Source organism: Pectobacterium aquaticum (genome assembly GCF_003382565.3).
In the GTDB taxonomy this organism is placed as follows: Bacteria; Pseudomonadota; Gammaproteobacteria; order Enterobacterales; family Enterobacteriaceae; genus Pectobacterium; species Pectobacterium aquaticum.
Genome location: NZ_CP086253.1, coordinates 3266249 through 3293162, shown reverse-complemented (window position 1 = coordinate 3293162; position 26914 = coordinate 3266249). Strand labels below are relative to the sequence as shown.

Annotated in this window: 22 protein-coding genes; 15 read left to right on the top strand and 7 right to left on the bottom strand. The window is 52.3% G+C overall.

The genetic code is table 11. From position 1 onward, the window contains the following. Positions 1–259 precede the first annotated feature (259 nt). Together DMB82_RS15275 and sbcD are read right to left on the bottom strand one after the other, a co-directional pair. Entirely contained in the window at positions 260–3943 is a 3684-nt protein-coding gene (locus tag DMB82_RS15275; RefSeq protein ID WP_116164571.1) for an AAA family ATPase, read from the bottom strand. Further along, a complete protein-coding gene (gene sbcD, locus DMB82_RS15270) occupies positions 3940–5178 on the bottom strand; it encodes an exonuclease subunit SbcD (protein ID WP_116164573.1) in 1239 nt (412 codons plus the stop codon). The genes DMB82_RS15275 and sbcD overlap by 4 nt, the downstream gene beginning before the upstream one ends. A 294-nt stretch (positions 5179–5472) precedes the next feature. Between sbcD and phoB the strand changes: the two genes are divergently transcribed. The 6 genes from phoB (at position 5473) to proY (ending at position 13129) form a co-directional block, all read left to right on the top strand. Continuing rightward, a complete protein-coding gene (gene phoB / locus DMB82_RS15265) occupies positions 5473–6162 on the top strand; it encodes a phosphate response regulator transcription factor PhoB (protein WP_102116798.1) in 690 nt (229 codons plus the stop codon). A 27-nt stretch (positions 6163–6189) separates the two neighbouring features. Continuing rightward, on the top strand, positions 6190–7512 hold the full coding sequence (phoR, locus tag DMB82_RS15260; RefSeq protein WP_102116797.1) for a phosphate regulon sensor histidine kinase PhoR: 1323 nt from the start codon (positions 6190–6192) through the stop codon (positions 7510–7512). Positions 7513–7527: 15 nt separating this feature from the next. Then, positions 7528–8466 (top strand): PstS family phosphate ABC transporter substrate-binding protein, encoded by a 939-nt coding sequence (locus tag DMB82_RS15255; protein ID WP_102116796.1) that lies wholly within the window; start codon positions 7528–7530, stop codon positions 8464–8466. A gap of 242 nt (positions 8467–8708) precedes the next feature. Next, a complete protein-coding gene (locus DMB82_RS15250; RefSeq protein WP_103942507.1) occupies positions 8709–9815 on the top strand; it encodes a cobalamin-independent methionine synthase II family protein in 1107 nt (368 codons plus the stop codon). Between the two features lie 476 nt (positions 9816–10291). Continuing rightward, entirely contained in the window at positions 10292–11611 is a 1320-nt protein-coding gene (gene brnQ, locus DMB82_RS15245) for a branched-chain amino acid transport system II carrier protein (protein WP_116164575.1), read from the top strand. Between the two features lie 141 nt (positions 11612–11752). Next, positions 11753–13129, top strand: a complete 1377-nt coding sequence (gene proY / locus DMB82_RS15240; protein WP_102116793.1) for a proline-specific permease ProY — start codon at positions 11753–11755, stop codon at positions 13127–13129. A 209-nt stretch (positions 13130–13338) separates the two neighbouring features. Here proY and DMB82_RS15235 read toward each other — a convergent pair whose 3' ends face one another. The 4 genes from DMB82_RS15235 to DMB82_RS15220 form a co-directional block, all read right to left on the bottom strand. Beyond that, positions 13339–14613 carry a mechanosensitive ion channel family protein gene (locus tag DMB82_RS15235; RefSeq protein ID WP_116164577.1) on the bottom strand — a complete coding sequence of 425 codons (1275 nt, stop codon included), beginning with the start codon at positions 14611–14613 and terminating at the stop codon, positions 13339–13341. A gap of 223 nt (positions 14614–14836) precedes the next feature. Beyond that, positions 14837–15439 carry a peroxiredoxin C gene (locus DMB82_RS15230; RefSeq protein ID WP_010299049.1) on the bottom strand — a complete coding sequence of 201 codons (603 nt, stop codon included), beginning with the start codon at positions 15437–15439 and terminating at the stop codon, positions 14837–14839. A 386-nt stretch (positions 15440–15825) separates the two neighbouring features. Then, the gene (locus DMB82_RS15225; RefSeq protein ID WP_102119603.1) at positions 15826–16794 is read right to left on the bottom strand and encodes an IS110 family RNA-guided transposase; all 969 of its coding nucleotides are present in this window, start codon (positions 16792–16794) and stop codon (positions 15826–15828) included. Between the two features lie 213 nt (positions 16795–17007). Continuing rightward, entirely contained in the window at positions 17008–17589 is a 582-nt protein-coding gene (locus DMB82_RS15220; protein ID WP_116163836.1) for an acyl carrier protein phosphodiesterase, read from the bottom strand. A 179-nt stretch (positions 17590–17768) separates the two neighbouring features. Between DMB82_RS15220 and queA the strand changes: the two genes are divergently transcribed. From queA to secF, 5 genes are all read left to right on the top strand, one after another. Next, positions 17769–18836: a tRNA preQ1(34) S-adenosylmethionine ribosyltransferase-isomerase QueA gene (queA, locus tag DMB82_RS15215; RefSeq protein WP_116163834.1), complete on the top strand. Its 1068-nt coding sequence runs from the start codon at positions 17769–17771 to the stop codon at positions 18834–18836. A gap of 96 nt (positions 18837–18932) precedes the next feature. After that, a complete protein-coding gene (tgt, locus tag DMB82_RS15210; protein WP_039485440.1) occupies positions 18933–20078 on the top strand; it encodes a tRNA guanosine(34) transglycosylase Tgt in 1146 nt (381 codons plus the stop codon). 109 nt (positions 20079–20187) lie between these two features. Next, entirely contained in the window at positions 20188–20520 is a 333-nt protein-coding gene (gene yajC, locus DMB82_RS15205) for a preprotein translocase subunit YajC (protein ID WP_010282033.1), read from the top strand. Between the two features lie 27 nt (positions 20521–20547). Beyond that, entirely contained in the window at positions 20548–22395 is a 1848-nt protein-coding gene (gene secD / locus DMB82_RS15200) for a protein translocase subunit SecD (RefSeq protein WP_102116789.1), read from the top strand. A 72-nt stretch (positions 22396–22467) separates the two neighbouring features. Then, positions 22468–23379 carry a protein translocase subunit SecF gene (gene secF / locus DMB82_RS15195; RefSeq protein WP_226887577.1) on the top strand — a complete coding sequence of 304 codons (912 nt, stop codon included), beginning with the start codon at positions 22468–22470 and terminating at the stop codon, positions 23377–23379. Positions 23380–23454: 75 nt separating this feature from the next. Here secF and DMB82_RS15190 read toward each other — a convergent pair whose 3' ends face one another. Then, positions 23455–24024, bottom strand: a complete 570-nt coding sequence (locus tag DMB82_RS15190) for a SadB/YajI family lipoprotein (RefSeq protein ID WP_102116787.1) — start codon at positions 24022–24024, stop codon at positions 23455–23457. Between the two features lie 218 nt (positions 24025–24242). On the opposite strand from DMB82_RS15190, the gene nrdR reads away from it, so the two are divergent. From nrdR to nusB, 4 genes are all read left to right on the top strand, one after another. Then, positions 24243–24692, top strand: coding sequence for a transcriptional regulator NrdR (gene nrdR, locus DMB82_RS15185; RefSeq protein ID WP_005975999.1), 450 nt, complete (start codon positions 24243–24245; stop codon positions 24690–24692). Between the two features lie 35 nt (positions 24693–24727). Continuing rightward, the gene (gene ribD / locus DMB82_RS15180; RefSeq protein ID WP_116155830.1) at positions 24728–25864 is read left to right on the top strand and encodes a bifunctional diaminohydroxyphosphoribosylaminopyrimidine deaminase/5-amino-6-(5-phosphoribosylamino)uracil reductase RibD; all 1137 of its coding nucleotides are present in this window, start codon (positions 24728–24730) and stop codon (positions 25862–25864) included. Positions 25865–25975: 111 nt separating this feature from the next. Then, on the top strand, positions 25976–26458 hold the full coding sequence (gene ribH / locus DMB82_RS15175) for a 6,7-dimethyl-8-ribityllumazine synthase (RefSeq protein WP_102116785.1): 483 nt from the start codon (positions 25976–25978) through the stop codon (positions 26456–26458). 18 nt (positions 26459–26476) lie between these two features. Continuing rightward, positions 26477–26896: a transcription antitermination factor NusB gene (gene nusB, locus DMB82_RS15170; protein WP_010282066.1), complete on the top strand. Its 420-nt coding sequence runs from the start codon at positions 26477–26479 to the stop codon at positions 26894–26896. Positions 26897–26914 lie beyond the last annotated feature (18 nt).

Sequence of the window (26914 nt, the reverse complement as noted above, 5' to 3'; positions counted from 1 at the left end):
GAGGCGGTTATGTGGAATAAAATACCGAGATTCAGAGGAATACCATCACGTTCTGAATGGCAACTAATTGGTTTCTCTAGTTATCCCCGTCATACTTCAAGCTGCATGTGCGTTGGCAGCACGACTCAAATTATATTGAAACGTTTATCTCCGGCACCGAGTTTGCCGTGGATTACCAACGCCTGAGCGGCAGGCTATACACGGCGACTCCAGCGGGGTACGCGGAGCCGCCTGGCTCTGGCCGAAGACGGAATAATGGCTAAACGGCGTACTGCGGCGCCAGCCGACTGACGCCTAAGCCGTTAACCTTCTGCACTTTGATCTGTACCGGAATACGCTCTTTCATGGCTTCAACATGGCTAATGACGCCGATGGTTTTACCGGCGGCGTTCAGGTTATCGAGCGCGTCCAGCGCGATATCCAGCGTCTCGGCATCGAGCGTGCCGAAGCCTTCATCCAGAAACAGCGAGTCGATGCTGGCTTTGTGGCTGACGAGGTCGGATAGCGCCAACGCCAGCGACAAACTCACCAGAAAGCTCTCGCCACCGGACAGCGTACGCGTATCACGCTCGGCGTCCGCTTGCCAGGTATCCATCACCAGCAGCTCCAGCTCGTCGCCGGGTTTCCGTTTCAGCATATAGCGCCCATGCAGGCGGGAAAGCTGGAGATTAGCGAGATAAACCAGATGATCCAGCGTTAGCCCCTGAGCAAACTTACGGAATTTATGCCCGCTTTGTGAGCCGATGAGCGTATTAAGACAGCTCCAGTCGTCGTACATTTGCTGACTTTGGGCGATCTCATTGAGCAAATCCTGCTGGTTCTGGCGCTGTTGTTTATCGTCAGCTAACTGGTGCTGGAACTCTCCCTGCTGCCGCAGGTTGGTTTTCAGCGTTTCATCCAGTGCTGCCAACTGCTGCTGTACCGCTTCTTCTGTGGCATCTTCCGTCAATGAGGCGGGGCGCTTTTGTTGATGGGCAAGCAGATCCCGCTCAGCCTGCTGGTGAAGTGCCGCCGCCTGCTGCAAGCTTTGGTACAGCTTTTCCTTCCATGCCTGCAACGTCTGACGTTCCTGCTCATCAAGCAGCGCATTGAGGAACGTCATTTCATCAGCGAACGTGCTTTGCTGTAAGGCCTGACTAAAGCGGTCGGCCGCATTCTCATGCTTGCGGGTGCTCTGCTCATACTGCTGTTGCGTGCTCGCTAGCTCCCCTGTCAGGCGGCTCAACGTCGTTTCGGTTTGCTGCCGAGCTGACTGGGCTAGGCGGAGCGCATCGTCATACTGTTGGCTGGTTTGCTGTAGTTGTTCGCGCACGGCGACGATCTGCTTATCCCCAAACAGCGCCAGTCGCTCTTGTTGGCTCGCGTTGAGCAACGCGAGGTGCTGTTCCAACTGCTGTTGCTGCGTTTGGAGCTGCTGTTTTGCCTCGGTCACGCTGCGATTCAGATGCTGAAGATCGCTTTCCAGTGTGGCTAACAGCGGAACTAAGCGAGATTGCTCCTGCTCTTTGGTTTTCCAGTCTTGCCATTCGCTTTCACGCTGAGTTAGCCAGTCATCCTGTGCGTCAGCTTCCGGCAGCAGAAGCCCCACATTTGCCAGCGCCTGCGTGATTTCCTGAATGTGCTGCGTGATTTGCTGGTGTACGTTTTGCAGTGATTGTTCGGTCTCTTGCTGCGTAACGTTTAGCGAAGTTTGTTGCTGGGTGTTGAGCGCGATTTTCTGGTCGAGTTCCCGCTGCAATGCCTCTGTGGCAGTCAGTAAATCCTTACTTTCCTGCCACTGTTTTTGCACTTGCTCGCGTGTGGTAATCTGCTGTCGAATAGCCTGTTCTTCGGCTTCATTTTGCGTAAGCCAGGCTGCGATCTCATCCGGTTGTTCCAGCGTGTAGTTAACTTGTAAGCGCTCACTGACATCTTGCCACTGTTGCAGCAAGGCGTGATGTTCGCTATCGAGCTGAGCGATGTCCTGTTGCAACTGTTCCCGCTGTTGCTCTAGCGAGGCCAACTGTGCCGTCGTATTCGCCAGCGCTGTCGTTAACTGGTTCACTTCCTGCTGTAGCGCTGTCAGGCGGCTTTGGGTTTCAGACGGTTGCAGCGCCTGATAGCGTTCGATAGCGGGATGCTCGGTTGAACCACATAGCGGGCAAGGATCGCCAGCCTGTAGCCGTTGACGTTCGGCTTCCAGCTTAACGATATGCTCTTCCTGCCGATGCAGCGTTTCCAGATCGGCAAGATGCTGGCTGCGCTGCTCATGTTCAGACTGCTGCTGTTTCAGTAATATTTGCGATTGGCTGATATGCTCTTGTACCTCACCCTGTTTGGTGAGGTACTGCTGCTTGCGGACATGCAGACGCTGGAACTGGTCGCTGATTGTCGCGAGCCGTTGGCGTTCAGCGCGCTGGTCAATGCGTTGATTAAACTGCTGTTGCAGGGCGGAAAGCGACTGGTGGGCTTCCTGATGTTGCCGTGTCTCATCGTGTTGCGTGAATTGTTGGCGGGCTGCATCAACGACTGCTTGTTGTTCACGCTGTTGTGCCGCCAGCGTCACAGCCTCTTGCTGTAATGTTGCTGACTGTGCGGTGTGCTGCGCCTGTTTTTGCTTCAGCTTCTCTTGCTCATACTGAAGCTGGCGCAACTGTCGGAACTGGGTGCGCCACAGAGGAAGTTGTTCTCCCCACTGCTGATGATGTGCGTATTGCTGGCGGTAAGACTGGATCTGTTCAAGCTGCTGTGTAGCCTGCTGCTGTTCCGCCGCTGTCTGTGTTTGTTTACTTTCATCGGCGTGCAGACGAGCCTGCGTTTTTGCCAGTTCGTCCTGTTGCTGCGTTTTTTGCTGCTCCAGCATGGTAATGCGATGGTCAAGTGGCACAACCTGTTCGTTGATCACCTGCTCTTGTTGCTGTCGTACCCGTTTGTGCTCACTACCATCCTGCTCTGCTTTTTCTTCCTGCTGGCGTAGCGCGGTTAACGTCACCTGTTCGGCGGCCTGCTTCGCGGTCAGTTGTTCTAGGTTCTGAGCGAGCGCAAGGGACTCCTGTCGGTAGCGCTCGCGTTCCTGATGTAGCGGCCTCAGTTTTTCTGCCGGTTCGCTGTGAGTTAAGCGGTCGAGCTGCGGTTTAGCCTGCTGAATGGCGGATTCGGCACTTTCATGTTGCGCCTGCGTATTGGTTTTCTGCGTGTGCTGCTGCGTCAGTTGCTCAAACCAACGCAGCGTAGTCAGCGCTTGCTCACGTTCGACGTTGCCCCGGTGCTCCTGCTGGAGCAATTCGGCAAGCTGTCCTTCCACCTGCTGACGCTGCTCATCGGTTAAAAGTTGAATCCCTGATGCGCGCGCCTGTAGCGTGTTCAATGCGACGTTTGCCTGCTTGTGCTTGTCATAGACGCGTTCGGAAATCAGGCCGTAAATGTCCGTGCCGGTCAGCTCTTCCAGCAGTTCCGCTCGGTCGTCTGCTTTGGCGTTGAGGAAGGCGGCAAACTGCCCCTGTGACAGCATCATGGATCGCGTGAAGCGGCCAAAATCCAAACCAGTGAGCTGTGTGATCATCTCTTTCTTATCATTGAGCTTTTCACACAGAATTTTGCCGTCTTCTATGAGCGCGAGTTCGGCTTTGGGAGACTGCAAATTGCCGTCTGGGGCGTTTCTTGCCCGACGCTGGCTCCAGAAAGCGCGATATCCGACGCCTTTAACTTCAAACTCGACTTCGGCAAGGCACTCAGCGGTATTACGCGTCATCAGGTCATTCTGGCTGGCGGAAAGCAGGCCAAGCCGTGGCGTTTCGTGATACAGCGCTAGACAGATGGCATCCAGCAGCGTGGTTTTTCCCGCGCCGGTCGGGCCGGTAATGGCAAATAAGCCATTGCTGGAAAACGGCTCCTGCGTGAAGTCGATCTTCCATTCGCCTTTCAGCGCGTTGAGATTCTTTAAGCGCAGACTGAGGATTTTCATTGGGCCGTCTCGCTATTTTCCAGTTCATCAATAACCTGATTAAACAGCGTGCGAACACGCTGTTGGCGGCTGTCTTCCATGTCTGTCTCCGTTACCAGACGACGGTCAAAAACGTCATGTACGCTTAATTCGTTTAGCGTTTCCTTGTCCTGCCGGGTAATCGCCTGCAGGCGCTGTTCGCGCGTGCGGCGCAGCAGCAGCACTTCTACGGGCAGGTTCTCGGTCATCGTCTGAATGCGTTTTTGCATGTCGCTCAGATAATCCTGCGTGTTGAGCTCGATATCCAGCCACACGGGCTTGTCGCCCTGATAGTTCTTGAAGGTGGCCAGCTGTTGTTCAATGTCGCTCAAGCTACCTTTAATCAACTGCATCGGCTGAGTCATGGGAATCGGCAGGATGTCTATCTGCGGAGGCGTTTGCGGTAACGCGTCAGGTGCAAAGCTCACCAGACAGACGGATTTCTCGCTGTTGAGTTCATCAAAACTCAACGGGATGGGCGAGCCGCTGTAGCGAATATGTTCGCTTTGGGTCACGCGCTGCGGGCGGTGAATATGGCCGAGCGCGATATAATCCGCAGGCGGAAAAGCCTGTGCAGGAAAGGCATCGAGCGTACCAATATAGATATCGCGTACGGATTCTGAGGCGGTTGCGCCAATCGTCGTCAGGTGTCCGGTTGCGATAATCGGCAGCGGCAGGCCAAGCTCGTCGCGCTTTTGGCAAGCCAGTTGATAACACTGCAAGTAGTGCGCGGTAATCGCTTCCTGTAACGCCAGCTGTTTTTCATCCCCGGATTGCCCGGCTTTGCTGGTCAACACATCACGCGGACGTAAAAAAGGAATCGCGCAGAGCAGGGCTCTGGGCTGTCTTTGACGGTTTTCTAGCAGGAGCACCTGTTGGGCCGGATCGTCGCTGGCGCAGGCAATCACTTGCGTGTTCAGGCAGGCTAGCAGCTCGCGCGATTCGTTTAGCATCGCGACAGAATCGTGGTTGCCGCCGAGAACGATGAGCTGGCAGCCTGTGCGCTGTAGCGCGACTACGAAGCTATAATACATTTGCCGCGCATAGCTGGGGGGCGAACCGTTATCAAAAATATCGCCAGCAACGATAATGGCATCGACTTGATGGTGTTCCACCTGAACGATAAGCCAGTTTAGAAAAGCCTGATGCTCAGCAGCGCGGCTTTTGGTATAAAAATATTGCCCTAAATGCCAATCGGCAGTATGGATAATGCGCATCGTGCTCTCTCGATATTCATGCCGCGTTGCGGTGGATAACGTTGTCATTATTTATTATGTGAAAGGGTGTGTCGTCGCCATGGTGCTTTGTCATCGTAATGCCATGATTATATATAGCAGGGATGGCGGCTGTCGCGGTGGAATCAGGCTTTTGGAAAGTGACTCGAAAAATCGGATGTACGCGTTGTAACAATCGTGCAGAGCGGTCCGTGTGCTTTTCATAAATCTGTCATAAAACTGACGCATAATGCCTCCGCTTGCTAACAGCGACGATGATTAACGACAGGATTAACAATGGCAAAACGCATATTAGTCGTGGAAGATGAAGCACCAATTCGTGAAATGGTCTGCTTTGTACTGGAACAAAATGGTTATCAACCCGTTGAAGCTGAAGACTATGACAGCGCGGTGACGCAACTGTCGGAGCCATTCCCGGAACTGGTGTTATTGGACTGGATGCTGCCAGGCGGGTCGGGCCTGCAATTCATCAAGCATATGAAGCGCGAGGCGCTGACGCGTGATATCCCGGTGATGATGTTGACCGCGCGTGGCGAAGAAGAAGACCGCGTGCGTGGGCTTGAAGTGGGGGCGGATGATTACATTACCAAACCGTTCTCACCCAAAGAATTAGTGGCGCGTATCAAAGCCGTCATGCGCCGAATTTCACCGATGGCGGTGGAAGAAGTGATTGAAATGCGTGGCCTGAACCTCGATCCTTCCTCACATCGCGTGACGACCGAGGAGCATGCGTTGGACATGGGGCCGACGGAATTTAAACTGCTGCATTTCTTTATGACGCATCCTGAACGTGTTTATAGCCGGGAACAGTTGCTGAATCACGTTTGGGGCACTAACGTTTATGTTGAGGATCGTACTGTCGACGTCCATATTCGTCGCTTGCGTAAAGCGCTGGAAACCAGTGGACATGACAAAATGGTGCAAACCGTTCGGGGAACGGGCTACCGTTTTTCAACGCGTTACTGAGGTGATCGTAACCGGAGAAATATTAACGTGCTAGAACGTTTATCCTGGAAAAGGCTGGCATTGGAGCTGGCTTTTTTTTGTTTGCCCGCTTTACTGCTGGGGCTGATTTTTGGCTATCTGCCCTGGTTTCTGCTGGTCGCCGTATTAGGCTTACTGTGCTGGAATTTTTATAACCAGCTAAAACTCTCGTATTGGCTGTGGGTTGACCGCAGCATGACGCCGCCGCCCGGCCGCTGGAGTTGGGAACCGCTGTTTTACGGGCTCTATCAGATGCAGTTGCGTAATCGACGCCGACGCCGTGAGCTGGCGCTCCTGATCAAACGGTTTCGCAGCGGTGCCGAATCCTTACCTGATGCCGTGGTGATCACCACCGAAGAAGGAACGATCTTCTGGTGTAATCATCTGGCGCAGCACCTGCTGAGTTTTCGCTGGCCGGAAGATAACGGTCAGAATATCCTCAACTTATTGCGCTATCCCGAATTCACGAATTACATGAAAGGACAGGATTTTAGCCGTCCTCTCACGCTGCAGTTGAATAATTCCCACCATGTTGAATTCCGCGTGATGCCCTATTCCGAAGGCCAGCTATTGATGGTGGCGCGTGATATTACGCAAATGCACCAGCTTGAAGGCGCCAGACGTAACTTTTTTGCCAACGTGAGCCATGAACTGCGTACGCCGCTGACGGTGTTGCAGGGCTATCTGGAAATGATGCAGGAAGAAACGCTGGATGCGGCGTTACGCGGAAAAGCGTTGAATACCATGCAGGAGCAGACCCGACGCATGGACGGGCTGGTCAAACAGCTGCTGACCCTGTCCCGTATTGAGGCGGCGACGGCAATCGATTTGAATGAAAAGGTTGATATCCCGTTGATGCTGCGCGTATTGCAGCGTGAAGCGCAGACGCTGAGTCAGGGGCGTCATGAGATCGTCTTTCGTGTGAATGAAAGCCTCCGCGTGTTTGGTAATGAAGAACAGCTGCGCAGCGCGGTATCCAATCTGGTGTATAACGCAGTCAACCATACCCCAGCGGGAACGCGTATCGAAGTTTGCTGGCAGAAGATCCCACAGGGCGCGCAATTTCAGGTCAGCGATAACGGGCCGGGCATTGCGGCCGAGCACTTGCCGCGTCTGACGGAACGCTTTTATCGGGTGGATAAGGCGCGCTCACGACAAACGGGCGGCAGCGGGCTGGGGCTGGCGATTGTTAAGCATGCGCTCAGCCATCATGATTCTCGTCTGGAGATCATGAGTGAGGATGGGCTGGGCTCACGTTTCGTCTTTACGTTGCCGAATCGGTTGATTGTCCCTGCCTCTCTGGCTGAAAATACGGTGAAACCTTCAGCCTGACGGAAAACGCTATCCATGATCTCCGCCACTCGTATTGCGAGCGCTTTTTTACTACTGCTCAGTGCGTTGTGCTCCGCACAGCCTCGTCAGATGCTGGCGGGCAATCTCTCCAGCGCGGGGTCGGATACGCTGGCTAACCTGATGGCCTTTTGGGCGGCGGATTTCAGCCAGCATTACCCGAACGTGAATTTACAGATTCAGGCCGCCGGCTCGTCCTCTGCGCCGACGTCTCTGGCATCGGGAGCCGCGCAGCTTGGGCCGATGAGCAGAGCGATGAAGGCCAGCGAAATTGAGGCGTTCGTCCAGCATTATGGTTACCCGCCGCTGGCGGTGCCGGTGGCACTGGATGCGCTGGTCGTGCTGGTCAATCAGGATAACCCACTGCCTGGGCTGAACTTGTCGCAGTTGGACGCCATCTTTTCGATTACGCAGCGCTGCGGTAACCACCAGCCGATAAAACAGTGGGGCGATCTTGGCCTGCATGGCAGTTGGGAAAAACGCACGCTACTGCGCTATGGGCGAAACTCTGCGTCGGGAACCTATGGGTTCTTTAAGCAAAAGGCGCTATGCCGTGGCGATTTCCTTCCTCAGGTTAATGAATTGCCGGGTTCGGCGTCCGTTGTGCAGGCCGTTGCGGCGTCAACCGATGCCATCGGCTATGCCAGCGTGGGGTTTCGTACCAGCGGTGTGAGAATGCTGCCGTTAGCCGCACAGGGCACCGACTACATCTACCCCTCGACTGAAAATATCCGCAGCGGTTTGTATCCCTACACCCGCTATCTCTATATCTATGTAAACAAAGCGCCCAGCCAACCGCTGGAAGCGCTGACGGCGGCATTTTTAGATCGTGTGCTGTCCGAAACGGGGCAGTCGCTGGTGAATCAGGATGGTTATTTACCGCTGCCGGAAGAAACGCGTCGTCAGGCGCGTCAGCAGATTGGCCTGCCGCAATAATTCCTCTTTCCACGACGAATTTGTGATGTTTTCACGTCATATGAACTTTCTTCATGTGACGTGAAAATTCTTCTATTGCCCTGTGATTCGCTACGTGACAGGATAGCTTTAAAGTTAGACGTCCAGATGGCTAAATAAGATTAAATGTAACTATCCCTCTGGGCAAATATTTCATACTGAAACTATCTGTCAGTACACTTCTTTCCCGAAGAGCGGTGCTGGCAACATGTCAGGAGCGACATATGGCGAATACCTTATCCCCTTTCCGTGCCGATACCGTCGGCAGTTTCTTGCGTCCGGCAGCGATTAAGGAAGCACGTCTTCAGCATCAGGCAGGCGAGATTGATGATGCTGCGCTGCGTAGCATTGAAGATCGTGAGATTCTGCGAGTAGTAGAAAAGCAGCGTGAAGCGGGCTTGCAGGTTGTGACGGATGGTGAACTACGTCGTGCCTGGTGGCATTTCGACTTCTTTGCCGATTTGCACGGCGTGGAGCGCTACGAAGCCGATCACGGTATTCAATTTAACGGGATTCAGACCAAATCCCATGCGATTCGCGTTGTGGATAAAGTGAGTTTCAATCCCCAGCATCCGATGCTCGATCATTTCCGTTACCTGAACAGCATTTCTGGCGATGCCGTCGCGAAAATGACGATTCCAAGTCCTAGCGTGATGCATTTCCGTGGTGGACGAAAAGCGATTGATGCGACGGTTTATCCCGATCTGGCTGACTATTTCGACGATCTAGCGCAAACCTGGCGCGATGCGATCCACGCATTTTATGATGCAGGTTGCCGCTTCCTGCAACTGGATGACACCGTGTGGGCCTACCTGTGCTCTGACGATCAAAAACGCCAGATTCGTGAACGTGGTGAAGATCCGGCACAGCTGGCACGAACCTATGCTGATGTGCTTAACAAAGCGCTGGCTGATAAGCCTGCGGATCTGGTGATCGGTTTACACGTTTGTCGCGGTAATTTCCGTTCGACCTGGATTTCTGAAGGCGGGTACGAGCCCGTGGCAGAAATTCTGTTCGGTGAAGTGAATGTTGATGCATTCTTCCTGGAGTATGATACCGAGAGAGCGGGTGGGTTTGAGCCGCTGCGTTTTGTGAAGCCAGGCCATCAGCAGGTGGTGCTGGGGCTGATCACCACGAAGAACGGTGAACTGGAAGAGGCTGAAGTCGTGCAGGCGCGTATCGCGGAAGCGGCAAAATATGTCAATCTCAACCAAATTTGCCTGAGCCCGCAGTGTGGCTTTGCTTCAACGGAAGAGGGCAACAGCCTGACGGAAGAGCAGCAGTGGAATAAGCTTAAACTTGTTGTGGATATCGCCAATCGCGTGTGGTGATACCGATGAGATAGCGCTATCTCTGCAACAGATATACAGAGGCTGGATCATACGATCCGGCCTTTTTTGTGGCCGTTATCCAGCTTTCCGTTCGCGACGATTTTGTGAAATATGTTTTTTTATGATCGAACAGCGCATTTTATGCCGGTTTTTGTCAGTTTTATTGCAATGAAATATCGATAAATGCGCAAATCATGTGTTATTCAAATCAGGATAAACCAATTTATATTCTTATTTTTTGGCATAGTTAGGCTTGATGCTCTGGTTTTTGGATCTCTGCTTGTCTTTTTACGCTATAAACGTTTTACTTAGCACCCAATATGGCTGTGCAAAAAATAACTCCTCTATGCTCGCCATCTTTCGCGTCGTCAGAGCGTTGGCTCATTCTTCGGGTTACCCGTTTGCGAATGTTTTCTGGCGGCGATAAACGACACCGTTTTCTTTTATCGATTTGATACAGGCAACACAACATAACTATGAGTCATCGTTTAACTTCCAAAGATATCGTGGCATTAGGTTTTATGACCTTTGCTTTGTTCGTGGGGGCAGGAAATATTATTTTCCCGCCGATGGTGGGATTGCAGGCCGGAGAGCACGTTTGGACTGCAGCGCTCGGCTTTCTGCTGACAGCAGTTGGCCTACCGGTGTTGACCGTGATCGCCCTTGCCCGGGTTGGCGGTGGCGTTGACGCGCTGAGTTCGCCGATTGGTAAAAAGGCCGGTGTGGTTCTGGCGACCGTGTGCTATCTGGCTGTTGGGCCACTGTTCGCAACGCCGCGCACGGCAACCGTCTCGTTTGAAGTCGGTCTGGCGCCTTTAGTCGGCAACGGAGCCTCTCCGCTGCTGATTTATAGCCTGATTTATTTTGCTATTGTGATCGCGATTTCCCTGTATCCCGGCAAACTGCTGGATACGGTCGGCCATGTGCTGGCACCGTTGAAGATCATTGCTCTGGCAGTACTGGGTATTGCGGCGGTGCTGTGGCCTGCCGGTTCGCCTATTCCCGCGACAGAAACGTATGAGCAACTGCCGTTCTCTAATGGTTTTGTTAACGGCTATCTGACGATGGATACGCTCGGCGCAATGGTCTTTGGCATCGTGATCGTGAATGCGGCTCGCTCGCGTGGGGTGACCAGCGCCGTACTGCTGACGCGCTACACCATGTGGGCGGGATTAATTGCTGGTGTTGGCCTGACATTAGTCTATTTGAGCCTGTTCCAGCTCGGTTCCGTCAGCGGTGAACTGGTACCGCAGGCGCAGAACGGTGCTGAAATTCTCCATGCCTATGTGCAACATTCGTTTGGCAATATGGGAAGCAGCTTTCTGGCGTTGTTAATCTTCATCGCGTGTTTGGTGACGGCGGTGGGGCTGACCTGTGCCTGTGCTGAATTCTTTGCACAATACCTGCCGTTGTCTTACCGCACGCTGGTGTTTGTGCTGGGATCGTTCTCGATGGTGGTGTCTAATCTGGGCCTGAGCCATCTGATTCAACTTTCCATTCCCGTGCTGACGGCGATTTATCCACCGTGTATCATTCTAGTTTTATTGAGCTTTACGCTGCGTTGGTGGAATAGCGCTTCACGTATTGTGGCCCCCGTCATGTTAGTCAGTCTGTTATTTGGCATGATTGATGGTATAAAATCGTCGGCCTTCAAAACGCTGTTGCCAGAGTGGAGCCTCAACTTGCCGCTGAGCGAGCAAGGGTTGGCCTGGTTGCCACCGTCACTGCTGATTTTATTGGTTGCGGTGATTTACGACAGACTTTGTGGTCGTCAGGAAGTTACGGTACACCAATAATATCGTTCATGCCTGATTGCACTGGGGCGGTAGGGATAGCGTACTGCTCCAGCACAACGTTGGGTTTCTGCACCACAGGTCTTTGCCTGTGGTTTTTCTTTTTGTAATGTTTTTCTTTATATAAGACAGGGTTGCTTATCAATGGAACAACCATCCTCCAAGCTCAAGCGTGGGTTAAGCACGCGGCATATCCGCTTTATCGCCCTTGGCTCGGCGATCGGAACCGGTCTGTTTTATGGTTCCGCGAGTGCGATCCAAATGGCTGGCCCCAGTGTGTTACTGGCTTATCTGATCGGTGGGGTCGTCGCGTATATCATCATGCGCGCACTGGGCGAAATGTCGGTGCACAACCCGCAGTCCAGCTCGTTTTCCCGCTATGCGCAGGATTATCTCGGGCCATTAGCGGGGTATATCACCGGCTGGACCTACTGCTTTGAGATGCTGATTGTCGCCATTGCCGATGTGACCGCGTTTGGCATCTACATGGGCGTCTGGTTCCCTGCCGTGCCGCACTGGGTGTGGGTTCTGAGCGTAGTGCTTATCATCGGTGCCATTAACCTGATGAATGTGAAAGCCTTTGGTGAACTGGAGTTTTGGCTCTCTTTCTTCAAAGTCGCCACCATTATCATCATGATCGCAGCTGGGATCGGCATCATCATCTGGGGTATTGGCAACGGGGGCGAACCCACCGGTATCCACAACCTCTGGAGCAATGGCGGGTTCTTCAGTAACGGTGTGATGGGGATGATTCTCTCGCTGCAACTGGTGATGTTTGCGTACGGTGGCGTGGAGATCATCGGGATTACCGCAGGTGAGGCCAAAGATCCGCAGAAGTCTATCCCTCGCGCGATTAACTCTGTGCCGTGGCGTATTCTGGTGTTCTATGTCGGTACACTGTTCGTGATTATGTCGATTTACCCGTGGAATCAGGTTGGTACTAACGGCAGTCCGTTTGTGCTGACATTCCAACATATGGGCATTACGGCGGCGGCAGGCATCCTGAACTTTGTCGTGATTACTGCGTCGCTGTCGGCGATTAACAGTGATGTCTTCGGCGTAGGCCGTATGCTGCACGGGATGGCGGAGCAGGGGCATGCGCCGAAGGTGTTTAGCCGTATTTCCAAACACGGTATTCCGTGGGTCACGGTGGTGGTGATGATGATGGCGCTGCTGGTGGCGGTGTACCTGAACTACATTATGCCTGGCAAAGTTTTCCTAGTGATTGCTTCACTGGCAACGTTTGCGACGGTGTGGGTGTGGATCATGATTCTGTTTTCTCAGATCGCATTCCGCCGTCGTCTGAGCCCGGATGAAGTGAAGGCGCTGGCGTTCCCACTGCGCGGCGGCATCGTGACCTCCGTTTTCGGCATTGTCTTCCTGTTCTTCATCATTGGTTTGATTGGCTACTTCCCAGACACGCGCGTGTCGCTGTATGTCGGCATCATCTGGATATTGCTGCTTTTAGTGGGCTATGTCTGGAAGAAGAAGCGTCAGAACGCGGTAGCGGCACAGAATTAAGCTAGTCGCTTGCTATCAGAATAAGCGAGGTTGCTGACAAAGTCCGCAGAGCGGGAGTAACGGATAGATCGTAAAGACGCTGTGAATACGTCCATGTACGCTCGGCTTGCGCCATCCCTGGCGCAAACGCTTTACTCTTCTATACCGTCACACCCGTTTTCATTCGGTAAATAGGTTTGTCAGCCGCTTTCGTTCTTTTGCATGAGATATTACGCTTTCGGGGCCGTCATTTGCTGGGTCATGACCCGCATATCGTGGCCGGTTGGGATTTGATGAATACGGAGATCGAACTCCGGTAAGATCGCAAAGATATGGTCGAAAATGTCAGACTGAATGCTTTCATAATCGACCCAGGCGGTCGTGTTGGTGAACGCATAAATTTCCAGCGGTACCCCTTCTGACGTTGGCGCAAGCTGCCGCACCATCAGCGTCATCCCTTTATGAATACCCGGATGGGTGCGCAGATATACCTGAAGGTAGGCGCGGAACGTGCCTAAATTCGTCAGACGACGGCCGTTCAGCGGTGATGTCAGGTCGGAGTCGGACTGTGCATTATGTTGCTCCAGTTCACTCTTCTTGTTCTGAATATAAGGCGACAGCAGCTTGCTGCGCAGCAATCGCGCCTGCTCGTCTTCCGTCATAAAATGCACGCTGGTGGTATCGATATTGATACTGCGCTTGATGCGTCTGCCCCCTGATTCCGACATCGAACGCCAGTTCTTAAAAGAATCCGATACTAACGCGTAGGTGGGAATGGTGGTGACGGTATTATCCCAGTTTCTCACTTTTACCGTTGTCAGCCCGATATCGATAACGGCCCCGTCAGCGCCGTACTTGGGCATTTCGAGCCAGTCTCCCAGCGTTAACATGTCGTTGGCGGAGAGTTGGATGCCCGCGACCAATCCCATAATCGGATCTTTGAACACTAACATCAGGACGGCGGCCATTGCGCCTAACCCACTAATCAGAATCAGCGGCGATTTCCCGATGAGCAGTGACACCACCATAATGCTGATAACAATGGTGGCGATCAGTTTCAGACTCTGGAAGATACCGCGCAGCGGTAATTGGGCCGCGACTTTGGTTCGGGCGGAAACGTTGAGCAGAACATCGAGGAGCGAGAATAGGGACAGCAGCGCAAAAACCATGATCCACACTTGGGAACAGATGATGAGTGCTTCACGGGTTTCACTCTGCGAGGGAAGCCACACAAAGACCTGAATATTCAGGATCACCCCTTGTAGCAAGAAGGCCAGCCGGTTAAACAAGTTGTGTTGCGTCAGCGCCTGTTTCCACCCGTGCCCCTCGGTTTTTCCGGGCTTATTGAGTGAACGCAGTACCATTCTTTTCAGCACCACCTGATGAAAAATCAGGTGGATGACGGCAGAAATGAGCAATATCAACCCAAGAACAATCAGTAACGCAATGATGCTAGCGTGTTCTATTCCAGCTTCTCTCAGCCACAGCGCGAGATTTTGTTGCATGCGTTCTCCTTTTATTCCAATGAATCTGTCGTGCATTAACACGATGTGGCTTTAAGGCTAAGGATTTAGCACCCCTAGTCAACCTTTTGTATTATTTAAGATATCGCTGGGAAGATGTAGTGAGATGTGAAGAAGAACAGAGGGATAAATTACAGGTAAAGAAAAAGCCAGCTGCATAGCAACTGGCTTGGTCATCATATTGCCATGTCGGCAGGATGAGGAATTACAGCTTGTCTGCGTTCTCAGACAGGTATTTCGCTACGCCGTCTGGTGACGCGCCCATACCGGATTTACCTTTTTCCCACTGTGCCGGGCACACTTCGCCGTGCTCTTCGTGGAATTGCAGGGCGTCAACGGTACGCAGCATTTCATCGATGTTACGACCCAGCGGCAGATCGTTCACCACCTGGTGACGAACCACGCCATTTTTGTCGATCAGGAAAGAACCACGCAGTGCAACACCGGCTTCTGGGTGCTCAATGCCGTAGGCCTTCTGGATTTCGCGTTTGATATCAGCAACCATCGCGTATTGCACTTCGCCGATGCCGCCTTTGTCCACAGGGGTTTTACGCCATGCGTTGTGAACAAACTCGGAGTCGAAGGACACGCCAACCACTTCTACACCGCGTTTCTTGAACTCGGCATAGCGATGATCGAAAGCAATCAGCTCTGACGGACAAACGAAGGTGAAGTCCATCGGCCAGAAGAAGATCACGGCAGCTTTACCGTTGATGTGCTTCTTCAGGTTGAAATTTTCGACGATTTCGCCACTGCCTAAAACGGCAGCTGCGGTGAAGTCTGGGGCTTGACGAGTTACCAGGACCATAATTACTCCTGTAGATAGCGGTTAATGATCGGATGATATAAAAAAACAGCGATTAGTATAGGGATTCTGCCTGAGTGAATACAGGCAAAGAGACCAATCAATGAGATAGCTTCTGTCTATTGAACTCATCGCTATTTCCTTTCAAGAGGCTACATTAGCCCTTTTGATGGAAAGGACAATACCCGTCATACTTCAAGCTGCTTGTGCGTTGGCTACTCTTACTCACCCCAGTCACTTACTTGAGTAAGCTCCTGGGGATTCGTACGCTTGCCGCGTTACAAGGCCATGCGGCCTTGTCCTAAAGGACCAACGCAGAGCGTTGTTCAAAACGCTCACGTTTTGTCACGTAACTCGAATTATTTAGCAACTGTCTTGAACACTATTTTTCATGAGGTAATCAGGTGAAAAGACGCATCCCATTCCTTACCCGTTTTGAGCATAGCGTTCAGAATAGTCAGAAGTTTGCGCATGCAGGCAACCAGCGCGACTTTTTTCGGTTTGCCCGCCGTCACGAGACGCGTATAAAACGCGTGAATCACCGGATTAAACCGAGTCGCGACCAACGTTGCCATATACAACACGCTACGGACGTGGGCCCTACCACCAAATATTGTCCGCTTGCCCCGCATTTTGCCAGAGTCCCGATTGAGGGGCGCGACGCCTGCCAGCGCACTAATCTCGCGGCGCGAGAGTTTTCCCAGTTCGGGTATCTCTGCCAGCAACGTAGCGGTGGTCGTGGTTCCGACGCCTTTGACGCTATTGAGTAAACCGGACAAGGCGCTGAAGTGAATCTGAACATGCCTGTTCATGTCGTGGTCTATGCGAGCCAGCTCGTGTTTCAGCGCATCAATAATCGTTTTTATGCTCTTACGAGCCTGAGGATGAGCCTGAGTAAGGCGGTTACGTTCAGCGACAAGCATGGTCACGAGTTGGCGTCGGCGAGTGACGAGAGCCGCCAGAGCCTGACGTTGAGGGTCTGGCAGCGGTTGAATAAAACGTTCGCGCTCAGGATGACGGTCGATGACCTCGGCCATCATAGCCAAGGCTTTGGCATCAATCGTGTCGGTTTTGGCGAGGTATCCCATGGCCCGCGCGAAGTCTCTGGCCTGACGTGGGTTGATAACCACGACCTCAAACCCAGCGGCTTGTAACGAACAAGCGAGTGGGGCTTCGAGGCCACCAGTAGCCTCCATGAGGATAAGGGAAACAGGATGTTTTGCCAGTTCAGCCAGAATAGCGTCAAAGCCATCGAGGTCATTCCTGGCGGAAAAGGGCGGCAATGCGGAACCGATAGCGACATCGAGGGAGGCTTTGGAAACATCAATGCCGATGTGAAGTAAATTTGGCAGACTCATTTTTACCCCTCCTTGCAAATACGAAATGAGGTCAAACAACTGTACGGGTTTCAGATGAGTGACGCGGTTCATGCGCAATGAGCTAAATAACGGGCTTAGAAACCCCAGGGTAAACCAGGCTACATGAACCGTGCCAAACCTACATTGTCAATAATACCTAAACTTCAAGATACAAGGGTATACACCGCGTAGAAAAACGGAAAAATCGCGATCTTATAACTGCTGCGCTTTCGCTAATTGCATCATCCGTGGATAAAACTGCCAGAAAAGTGTTTCAAATTGGTGATAGTGCTGCTCGATATCCTGAAAAGAGCCGGACAGCGCGGCCAGTTTCGGGCGGCGTACCGACATTCTGTGCAGCACATCGGCGATAAACGGCAGCTCTGCGTAACGCGTCATCCAGCGTTCCGGCCACAGATAGCGATTCAGGTTCTGAAAGCGTTCAGGCGTCAGTGCCAGATGCGGCTCGATTTGTGATTGCGCGCTGTCGATAAAGGCTTGTAAGGGCGTGTCCGGCACCAGTTGTAGCCAGTGACGCGCAAGATAGTGATCCCACAGCACATCTAGCGTAATCGGCGACACGCGGCGGAATTCATCGCTGAAATACTGACGTGCCTGTTTGACTTCCGGCAGGCTGTCGGTCAGTGAATCAACACGACGATGCAGACGAATACCCGCGACGATCTCGTCAGCGTAGCTGTCCTGCGGGTTACCGCGCACGAAATCCGCCATCAGATTACCTAATAGGGAGCTGTCGGCCAGCGTGGCCAGATGGAGATGAGCGAGAAAATTCATTGGAATAGTATATCCGTTTCTTCTTTTATTGTGCACGCCCTCTTACATGGCAAAGTGGGAAACCGCCGACTTTGACTGTGATGCATTACGCCTGCCGTGTGCTTATTTCTTGCAGCCATGCGCTTGCGGCTCTAGACTAGGCCGCCCATTTTTAATGTATTACAGCTAAGTGAATTGCCATGCGTGTTACCGATTTTTCGTTTGAACTTCCTGAATCATTGATTGCCCATTATCCACAAGCGGAACGCAGTGGTTGCCGCCTGCTATCGCTGGACGGGCCGACGGGAAATCTGACGCACGGTGTGTTTACCGATTTGCTGGATAAACTGAATCCCGGCGATCTTCTGGTGTTCAACAATACGCGTGTGATTCCCGCTCGTTTGTTTGGTCGTAAAGCCAGCGGCGGCAAGCTGGAAGTGCTGGTTGAGCGCGTGTTGGATGATCATCGGGTGCTGGCGCACGTTCGGGCGTCAAAAGCGCCGAAGCCGGGCGCAGAACTGCTGCTCGGCGATGACGAAAGCGTCAAGGCCATGATGGCCGCTCGCCACGATGCGCTATTTGAGCTGCATTTCGATGATGCTCGCGATGTCCTGTCGATTCTGAATGATATCGGCCACATGCCGTTGCCGCCTTATATCGACAGGCCTGATGAAGACGCCGACCGCGAGCTTTATCAGACGGTGTATAGCCAGCGTCCGGGTGCCGTAGCGGCACCGACGGCAGGCTTGCATTTTGATGAGCCGATGTTGGCCGCGCTGCGCGATAAGGGCATCGATATGGCGTTCGTTACGCTGCACGTCGGGGCGGGGACTTTCCAGCCTGTACGCGTCGACACGATTGAAGATCACATCATGCACGCCGAATATGCCGAAGTGCCGCAGGACGTCGTTGATGCTGTTCTGGCGTGCAAAGCGCGGGGAAACCGCGTGATCGCCGTTGGCACCACTTCGGTACGTTCACTGGAAAGTGCCGCGCAGGCCAGCCAGAATGCGGCGATCGAACCGTTCTTCGGCGATACCAAAATTTTCATCTATCCGGGCTATCACTACCGCATTATTGATGCGCTAGTGACCAATTTCCATTTACCCGAATCGACGTTAATCATGCTGGTGTCGGCCTTTGCCGGTTACCAGAACACGATGTCTGCCTACCGTCAGGCGGTGGCAGAGCAATATCGTTTTTTCAGCTACGGTGATGCGATGTTCATTACGCACAACCCGATGGCCGAACAGGAAAAAGTGGGATAAACCCGCTTTCCACATAATAGGAACGTCACAGACCACGCTCTGTCAGGCGTTAATACATCATTACCATCAGACTGTTTTTCTGATGCCGGAGGCTAAGTGAAGTACGAATTACAAACAACGGACGGCCGTGCGCGACGCGGCAGATTAATTTTTGAACGTGGCGTAGTGGAAACCCCGGCTTTTATGCCCGTGGGGACGTACGGCACGGTGAAAGGCATGACGCCGGAAGAAGTGAAAGAAACTGGCGCACAGATTTTGCTCGGCAATACGTTCCATCTGTGGCTGCGTCCCGGTCAGGAAATCATGAAGCTGCACGGCGATCTGCACGACTTCATGAACTGGCACGGCCCGATTCTGACGGACTCCGGCGGTTTTCAGGTGTTCAGCCTCGGCGATATTCGCAAGATTACCGAACAGGGCGTGCATTTCCGTAACCCGATCAACGGGGATTCGATTTTCCTGAGCCCGGAAAAATCGATGGAGATTCAGCACGATCTCGGTTCCGACATCGTCATGATCTTTGATGAGTGTACGCCGTACCCTGCTGATTGGGATTACGCCAAGCGCTCGATGGAGATGTCACTGCGCTGGGCGAAACGCAGCCGTCAGCGTTTTGATGAGCTGGAGAATAAAAATGCGCTGTTCGGTATTATTCAGGGAAGTGTTTACGAAGATTTACGTGATGTATCCGTAAAAGGGCTGGTAGACATTGGCTTTGATGGGTACGCTGTGGGCGGTTTGGCGGTAGGTGAGCCGAAAGAAGATATGCACCGTATTCTGGAGCACGTTTGCCCGCAGATTCCAGAAGATAAACCACGCTATTTGATGGGCGTTGGCAAACCAGAAGACTTGGTTGAAGGTGTCCGCCGTGGTGTCGATATGTTTGACTGCGTGATGCCAACGCGCAACGCACGTAACGGGCATCTCTTCGTGACTGATGGCGTAGTGAAAATCCGTAATGCGAAGCATAAAGATGACGTTAGCTCGCTGGATGAACACTGTGATTGCTACACGTGTCGCAATTATAGCCGCGCCTACTTGCATCATCTTGACCGTTGCAACGAAATACTCGGCGCACGACTCAATACCATTCATAACTTGCGCTATTATCAGCGTTTAATGGCGGGTTTACGTCAGGCCATTGAAGAGGGTAAATTAGAGCACTTTGTGGTGGATTTTTACCAACGGATAGGCAAACCCATTCCGCCGCTTGCTGAAAAAGACGTTGCCACAAGCAACTGACAGCCCGTTTGCTATGAATTGCATTTTGCTGTGAAGCGTTTTCACGATTGTAAGGTTGATAACTTATCTTTTTGATAGCTTATCTTTTGACAAAAAAGAGGATATTTAAATGAGTCTTTTCATCTCCGATGCTGTAGCTGCAACTGGCGCTCCGGCTCAGGGAAGCCCGTACTCTCTGGTTATTATGCTGGCCGTTTTTGGTCTGATTTTCTACTTTATGATCCTGCGTCCTCAGCAAAAACGCGCCAAGGAACACAAAAAGTTAATGGATTCTATCGGCAAGGGCGATGAAGTATTAACGACCGGTGGTCTGGTTGGTCGCGTAACCAAAGTGTCCGAAACTGGCTATATTGCGATTGCGTTGAACGAGACCAATGAAGTGGTTATCAAACGTGATTTCGTGGCTGCCGTGCTGCCGAAGGGCACGATTAAGGCCCTGTAATTTCCGATTTTTCCGAAGGGAACTGCCGTGTTAAATCGTTATCCTTTGTGGAAGTACCTGATGCTGGTCGTGGTGTTGTTCGTCGGCCTGCTCTACGCACTTCCTAACCTATATGGTGAGGATCCGGCGGTACAAGTTACTGGCGCGCGGGGAACCGCCGCCAGCGAAACGACGCTGATCCAAGTCCAGAATGTTTTAAAAGAACAGAACATTACCAGTAAGTCGATTGCATTGGAAAATGGTGCAATTCTGGCTCGCTTCTCTAACCCTGATGTTCAGCTCCGCGCGCGTGAAGCGCTCGTTAATGAGCTGGGGGAAAAGTTCGTCGTTGCACTTAACCTTGCACCTGCTACGCCAACCTGGCTGCGGTTGTTGGGCGCTGAACCGATGAAATTGGGGCTTGACCTGCGCGGCGGCGTTCACTTCCTGATGGAAGTGGATATGGATACGGCGCTGGGTAAACTACAAGAACAAACCATGGACTCTTTGCGCAGCGATCTGCGTGAGAAGAACATTCCTTATGCCTCCGTGCGTAAAATTGATAATTACGGTGTCGAAATTCGTTTCCGTGATGCTCAAACGCGTGATGACGGCCTCAATTATCTTACGATTCGTCACCGTAATTTGGTTCTCAGCAGCAGCGACAGCAACCTGCTACGCGCAGTGATGTCTGACGAACGTCTGCGTGAAGCACGTGAATACGCCGTACAGCAGAACATCAATATCCTGCGTAACCGTGTGAACCAACTGGGTGTTGCTGAGCCTCTGGTACAGCGTCAGGGTGCTGACCGTATCGTCGTTGAGTTACCGGGTATTCAGGACACGGCGCGCGCGAAAGAAATTCTTGGTGCAACCGCTACGCTGGAATTCCGTCTGGTAAACAGTAATGCTGATGCAACCGCAGCGGCGAACGGCCGCGTGCCGGGCGACTCTGAAGTGAAGAACATGCGTGACGGCTCACCTGTGGTGTTGTTCAAGCGTGTGATTCTGACGGGCGACCATATTACCGATTCGACATCGAGTACGGATGAATACAACCAGCCTCAGGTGAATATTTCTCTGGACAGCGCGGGTGGCAACACCATGTCTAACTTCACCAAAGACAGTATCGGTAAGCTGATGGCGACGCTCTTTGTGGAATACAAAGACAGCGGCAAGAAAGATGCGACTGGCCGTTCGATATTGGAAAAACACGAAGAAGTGATCAACGTAGCGACGATTCAGTCGCGACTAGGTAACAGCTTCCGTATTACCGGCATTGATAACCCGAACGAAGCGCGTCAGCTTTCTCTGTTGTTGCGTGCGGGTGCGCTGATTGCACCGATCCAGATCGTTGAAGAACGTACTATTGGGCCAACGCTGGGGATGCAAAACATCACTCAGGGGCTGGAAGCCTGTTTGTGGGGCTTGATCGCATCGATCCTCTTTATGGTCTTCTTCTACAAGAAGTTTGGTGTTATCGCAACCAGTGCTCTGGTTGCTAACCTGGTGTTGATTGTCGGCGTGATGTCGCTGCTGCCAGGGGCGACGCTGACCATGCCGGGTATCGCAGGTATCGTGCTTACGCTGGCGGTTGCAGTCGATGCTAACGTACTCATTAACGAACGTATCAAAGAAGAACTCAGTAATGGTCGCTCCGTGCAACAGGCCATTCATGAGGGCTACAAAGGTGCATTCAGTTCGATTGTTGATGCGAACATCACGACGTTGATTAAAGTCATCATCCTGTATGCGGTTGGTACCGGTTCTATCAAAGGGTTTGCTATCACGACTGCGATTGGGATTGCGACCTCAATGTTTACGGCGATCGTCGGTACTCGTGCCATCGTTAACCTGCTTTACGGCGGTAAACGTATCAACAAGCTGTCTATCTAGGAGTGCGTTGTGGCACAGGAACAGGAATACAACATTGAACAACTCAATCATGGGCGTAAAGTCCATGATTTCATGCGCTGGGACACATTGGCATTTGCCATTTCCGCTTTGCTGATCATCGCTTCTATCGCGATTATGGGTGTACGTGGTTTCAACTGGGGACTCGATTTTACCGGTGGTACGGTCATTGAGATTAACCTTGAGAAACCGATCGATCTCGATGTCCTGCGTAGTTCATTAGAGACCTCTGGGTTTTCAGAGCCGCAGGTGCAGAATTTCGGTAGCAGCCGTGATGTGATGGTCCGTATGCCACCCGTTTCTGGCAGCGAGAACGAAGCGCTCGGTAACAAAGTGCTGAAGGTAGTGAATGACACCTTCCAGCAGCATGCGACGGTGAAACGTATTGAATTCGTCGGGCCGAGTGTGGGGAGTGATTTGGCACAGGCGGGCGCATTGGCGCTGATGTCTGCGCTGATTGCTATCCTCATTTATATCGGTTTCCGTTTTGAATGGCGTCTTGCTTTGGGGGCTGTACTGGCTTTGGGGCACGATGTGATCATCACGATGGGTCTGTTGTCTCTGTTCTCTATTGAGATAGACCTAACGATCATTGCGTCGCTGATGTCGGTAATTGGTTATTCGCTTAACGATAAGATCGTGGTGTCTGACCGTATTCGTGAGAATTTCCGCAAGGTTCGTCGTGGCACACCTTACGAAATTACCAACATCTCTCTGACGCAGACGTTGCATCGTACCATCATCACATCAGCGACCACGCTGGCGATGATTGTGATCCTCATGGTTTTCGGTGGAGCCTTGTTGCATGGCTTCTCGTTGACGATGTTTATCGGTGTGATCATCGGTACGATTTCTTCTATCTATGTTTCTTCCGCTCTGGCGTTGAAACTGGGTATGAAGCGTGAAAACCTGATCGTTCAGAAAGTGGAAAAAGAAGGGGCGGACCAACCGTCTATCCTGCCTTAATCTGCTGACTGTAAATATGAAAAACCCCGCGTCGCCGCGGGGTTTTTTGCATTTGTGCGTTAGGAAATGCGTTAATTAAGGGGACTCGGTTGCGGCAACGGGCGGTGGGCTCTGTATTTCCTGAACCTGATGCAAACGAACAAAGCCGAGTTCTTCCGGCGACAGGCCGCTCAGGCGCAATTCAATAATCGCCTCGGCTTTTGGTAATAGTGTGGGAGAGACGACAAACGACTGTGTTTGCGTGTCGCCCGTTAAAGGTTTCCCGCTCACGGGGTCGAGCCTCCCCCAATCAAGCTGTGCGCCAAAGGCTGGTAGCCCCTTTGCATCAAGCGTGCGAATGTGCAACAACGCGCTTGTTCCGTTCGCTTCAGTCTCGATATTGCGCAACGACACATTGAGTCTACCAATACGGCTTTCTAGCACGGTGCTAGTTTGCGCCGCAGGCAGTAAATAAATGCCGGAGGTGGACAGGGAATTCAACGCATTTTGTCGCTCTAATGCTGTGGCCTGATCGGTCAGCGTTTGCAATTGCTGATTGAGTTGGCCTATCTGGTTCTGCAATTTGGGCATCTGGCGCTGTTCAGAACATCCCGCGAGCAAAAGTAGCGCTGGCAGGAAGGTCAGTACGCGATATCGGGTTCTCATATCTGTGGTTCCCCTTTCGATGTTTTTATTTATTGATCCGTTGATCCCTGTTGCTGAGTTTAGCTGCGATTAAGCCTAAGTCATAGGTGAGACAGCTTTTTTCATCCTATTACGGGAAGAGATGCGAAACCCTTCGCAACGCGGATCAGGAGTTTTGGTTAGTCCGTTAATTCAGGGTAAACTGTCGCTACGTTAAGGATTACTGGTCAGGACACATCATGCATTGCCCGTTTTGTTCCGCTGTTGATACCAAAGTCATTGATTCCCGTCTGGTCGGCGAAGGTTCGCAAGTCCGTCGTCGTCGGCAGTGTCTGGTTTGTCATGAACGCTTCACCACGTTTGAAGTGGCTGAACTGGTGATGCCGCGAGTCATCAAAAGCAATGAAGTGCGCGAGCCTTTTAATGAGGATAAATTGCGCAGCGGCATGCTGAAAGCGCTGGAAAAAAGGCCAGTCAGTTCTGATGACGTCGAAATGGCGATTAATCACATTAAATCTCATCTTCGTGCTACCGGAGAACGTGAGGTTACCACCAAGATGGTGGGGAATCTGGTGATGGAAGCGTTGAGAAAGCTGGATAAAGTGGCTTATATCCGCTTTGCATCGGTGTATCGCAGCTTTGAAGATATCCGCGAATTTGGCGAAGAGATTGCGCGTTTGCAGGATTAAGTCGCGTCAACGCGACGGGGATAAGAGGTTCGGAAATGAGCGTTTTTCAGGAAAACGGCCACTTGCCGCAGGATGAATTATATATGGCGCGCGCGTTAGAGTTGGCGCGCCGTGGTTGTTTCACGACAGCACCCAACCCCAATGTTGGCTGTGTGATTGTTCGTGATGGCGAAATTGTAGGTGAAGGCTATCATTTTCGTGCTGGCGAACCCCACGCAGAGGTGCATGCGCTGAGAATGGCGGGGGGACGTGCGCGTGGTGCGACGGCTTATGTCACGTTGGAACCCTGTAGCCATCATGGGCGAACGCCGCCTTGCGCCGATGCATTGATTACTGCTGGTGTTTCCCGCGTGGTTGCTGCGATGCAAGATCCGAATCCACAGGTGGCGGGTCGTGGTTTGCATCGCTTACAGCAAGCGGGAATTGCCGTTAGTCATGGCTTGATGATGGCTGAAGCAGAGAAAGTGAATGTAGGCTTCCTGAAACGTATGCGGACAGGCTTTCCTTACGTGCAGCTCAAAATGGCGGCATCTTTGGATGGGCGAACAGCAATGGCGTCGGGAGAAAGCCAGTGGATCACCTCACCGCTGGCGCGGCAGGATGTGCAGCGTTTTCGTGCGCAGAGCGCAGCGATTCTGAGCAGCAGTGCGACAGTGCTAGCTGACGATCCTTCTCTTACCGTCCGCTGGTCAGAGCTGGGGGGCGATGTGCAGAAACACTATTCAGAAGCGGATCTCAGGCAGCCCGTGCGGGTGATTGTGGACAGCCAGCAGCGCGTCACGCCACAGCATCGGATTGTTAACCAACTGGGTGAGACCTGGCTGGCACGCGTGCAGGCGGACGAACAAGTGTGGCCGCAGGGCGTTGAACAAGTGATGCTACCGCAGCACAATGGTGGCGTTGATCTGGTTGCGCTGATGATGGTGCTGGGGAGACGGCAGATTAACTCTGTTTGGGTCGAAGCCGGAGCCAGTCTGGCTGGTGCGCTACTTAATGCTGGCGTTGTTGATGAACTTATCGTTTATCTTGCCCCCAAATTGTTGGGTGAAAATGCCCGTTCGCTGTGCCTCTTACCTGGACTGGATCAGCTGTCTCAGGCACCAGAGTTTGATATCGTAGACGTTCGCCAGATTGGCCCAGATTTGCGATTGTGCCTGAAACCTAAATTCTGATGTGTATGTAAATAGCTGGTGCAGGTCCGACAAAACCGGATACGTGCCAGCAAAAATTATGATAGAATCCGCCCCCCTAGCGGGCCATAAAGACCAGATACAAGGAAAGCTATGAACGTTATTGAAGGTGTTGTTGCTACTCCTGATGCCCGTGTAGCGATTGCGATTGCGCGTTTTAACCATTTTATTAACGACAGCCTGCTGGACGGTGCGATTGATGCATTGAAACGCATCGGTCAGGTTAAAGACGAAAACATCACCGTTGTCTGGGTGCCGGGGGCTTACGAACTGCCATTGACGGTTCGTGCGCTGACCAAAAGTGGGAAAAATGGCGGATATGATGCCGTTATTGCTCTGGGAACGGTCATCCGTGGTGGAACAGCGCATTTTGAATTTGTTGCTGGTGAATGTAGCTCAGGCCTGTCCTCTGTTGCGATGGACAGTGAAATCCCTGTCGCTTTCGGCGTTCTAACGACGGAAAGCATTGAGCAGGCGATTGAGCGTGCCGGTACGAAAGCGGGGAACAAAGGTGCTGAAGCTGCTTTGACCGCGCTAGAAATGATTAATGTATTGAAGGCGATTAAGTCAGCCTGATTAAGTAAGGGGAATTCCGTGAAACCTGCTGCTCGTCGCCGCGCTCGTGAATGTGCGGTTCAAGCGCTTTACTCCTGGCAGTTATCTAAAAATGATATTGCCGATGTTGAACACCAATTCCTGAGCGAGCAGGATGTCAAAGATGTCGACATTACCTATTTCCGTGAATTGCTGGCGGGTGTTGCCACTCAGGCTGAGAAGCTTGATCAACTGATGGCACCTTTCCTGTCTCGTCAAATTGAGGAATTGGGACAGGTTGAAAAAGCGATTCTGCGTTTGGCGATGTTTGAGCTGAGCAAGCGCGAAGACGTTCCTTACAAGGTGGCGATTAACGAGGCCATCGAACTGGCTAAAATCTTCGGTGCCGAAGATAGCCATAAGTTTGTGAATGGCGTGCTAGATAAAGCTGCTCCGAGTGTACGGAAAGGCAAGAAGTAAAACGAATCGAATCAGGGC

What these genes read in the sequence shown, in the direction of transcription:
- DMB82_RS15190 (WP_102116787.1), bottom strand. Translation starts at nt 24,024, where the DNA reads ATGAGAACCCGATATCGCGTACTGACCTTCCTGCCAGCGCTACTTTTG.
- DMB82_RS15250 (WP_103942507.1), top strand. Translation starts at nt 8,709, where the DNA reads ATGGCGAATACCTTATCCCCTTTCCGTGCCGATACCGTCGGCAGTTTC.
- DMB82_RS15275 (WP_116164571.1), bottom strand. Translation starts at nt 3,943, where the DNA reads ATGAAAATCCTCAGTCTGCGCTTAAAGAATCTCAACGCGCTGAAAGGC.
- ribD (WP_116155830.1), top strand. Translation starts at nt 24,728, where the DNA reads ATGAGCGTTTTTCAGGAAAACGGCCACTTGCCGCAGGATGAATTATAT.
- DMB82_RS15225 (WP_102119603.1), bottom strand. Translation starts at nt 16,794, where the DNA reads ATGAGTCTGCCAAATTTACTTCACATCGGCATTGATGTTTCCAAAGCC.
- phoB (WP_102116798.1), top strand. Translation starts at nt 5,473, where the DNA reads ATGGCAAAACGCATATTAGTCGTGGAAGATGAAGCACCAATTCGTGAA.
- nrdR (WP_005975999.1), top strand. Translation starts at nt 24,243, where the DNA reads ATGCATTGCCCGTTTTGTTCCGCTGTTGATACCAAAGTCATTGATTCC.
- proY (WP_102116793.1), top strand. Translation starts at nt 11,753, where the DNA reads ATGGAACAACCATCCTCCAAGCTCAAGCGTGGGTTAAGCACGCGGCAT.
- DMB82_RS15255 (WP_102116796.1), top strand. Translation starts at nt 7,528, where the DNA reads ATGATCTCCGCCACTCGTATTGCGAGCGCTTTTTTACTACTGCTCAGT.
- brnQ (WP_116164575.1), top strand. Translation starts at nt 10,292, where the DNA reads ATGAGTCATCGTTTAACTTCCAAAGATATCGTGGCATTAGGTTTTATG.
- DMB82_RS15235 (WP_116164577.1), bottom strand. Translation starts at nt 14,613, where the DNA reads ATGCAACAAAATCTCGCGCTGTGGCTGAGAGAAGCTGGAATAGAACAC.
- secF (WP_226887577.1), top strand. Translation starts at nt 22,468, where the DNA reads ATGCGCTGGGACACATTGGCATTTGCCATTTCCGCTTTGCTGATCATC.
- queA (WP_116163834.1), top strand. Translation starts at nt 17,769, where the DNA reads ATGCGTGTTACCGATTTTTCGTTTGAACTTCCTGAATCATTGATTGCC.
- DMB82_RS15220 (WP_116163836.1), bottom strand. Translation starts at nt 17,589, where the DNA reads ATGAATTTTCTCGCTCATCTCCATCTGGCCACGCTGGCCGACAGCTCC.
- yajC (WP_010282033.1), top strand. Translation starts at nt 20,188, where the DNA reads ATGAGTCTTTTCATCTCCGATGCTGTAGCTGCAACTGGCGCTCCGGCT.
- DMB82_RS15230 (WP_010299049.1), bottom strand. Translation starts at nt 15,439, where the DNA reads ATGGTCCTGGTAACTCGTCAAGCCCCAGACTTCACCGCAGCTGCCGTT.
- ribH (WP_102116785.1), top strand. Translation starts at nt 25,976, where the DNA reads ATGAACGTTATTGAAGGTGTTGTTGCTACTCCTGATGCCCGTGTAGCG.
- sbcD (WP_116164573.1), bottom strand. Translation starts at nt 5,178, where the DNA reads ATGCGCATTATCCATACTGCCGATTGGCATTTAGGGCAATATTTTTAT.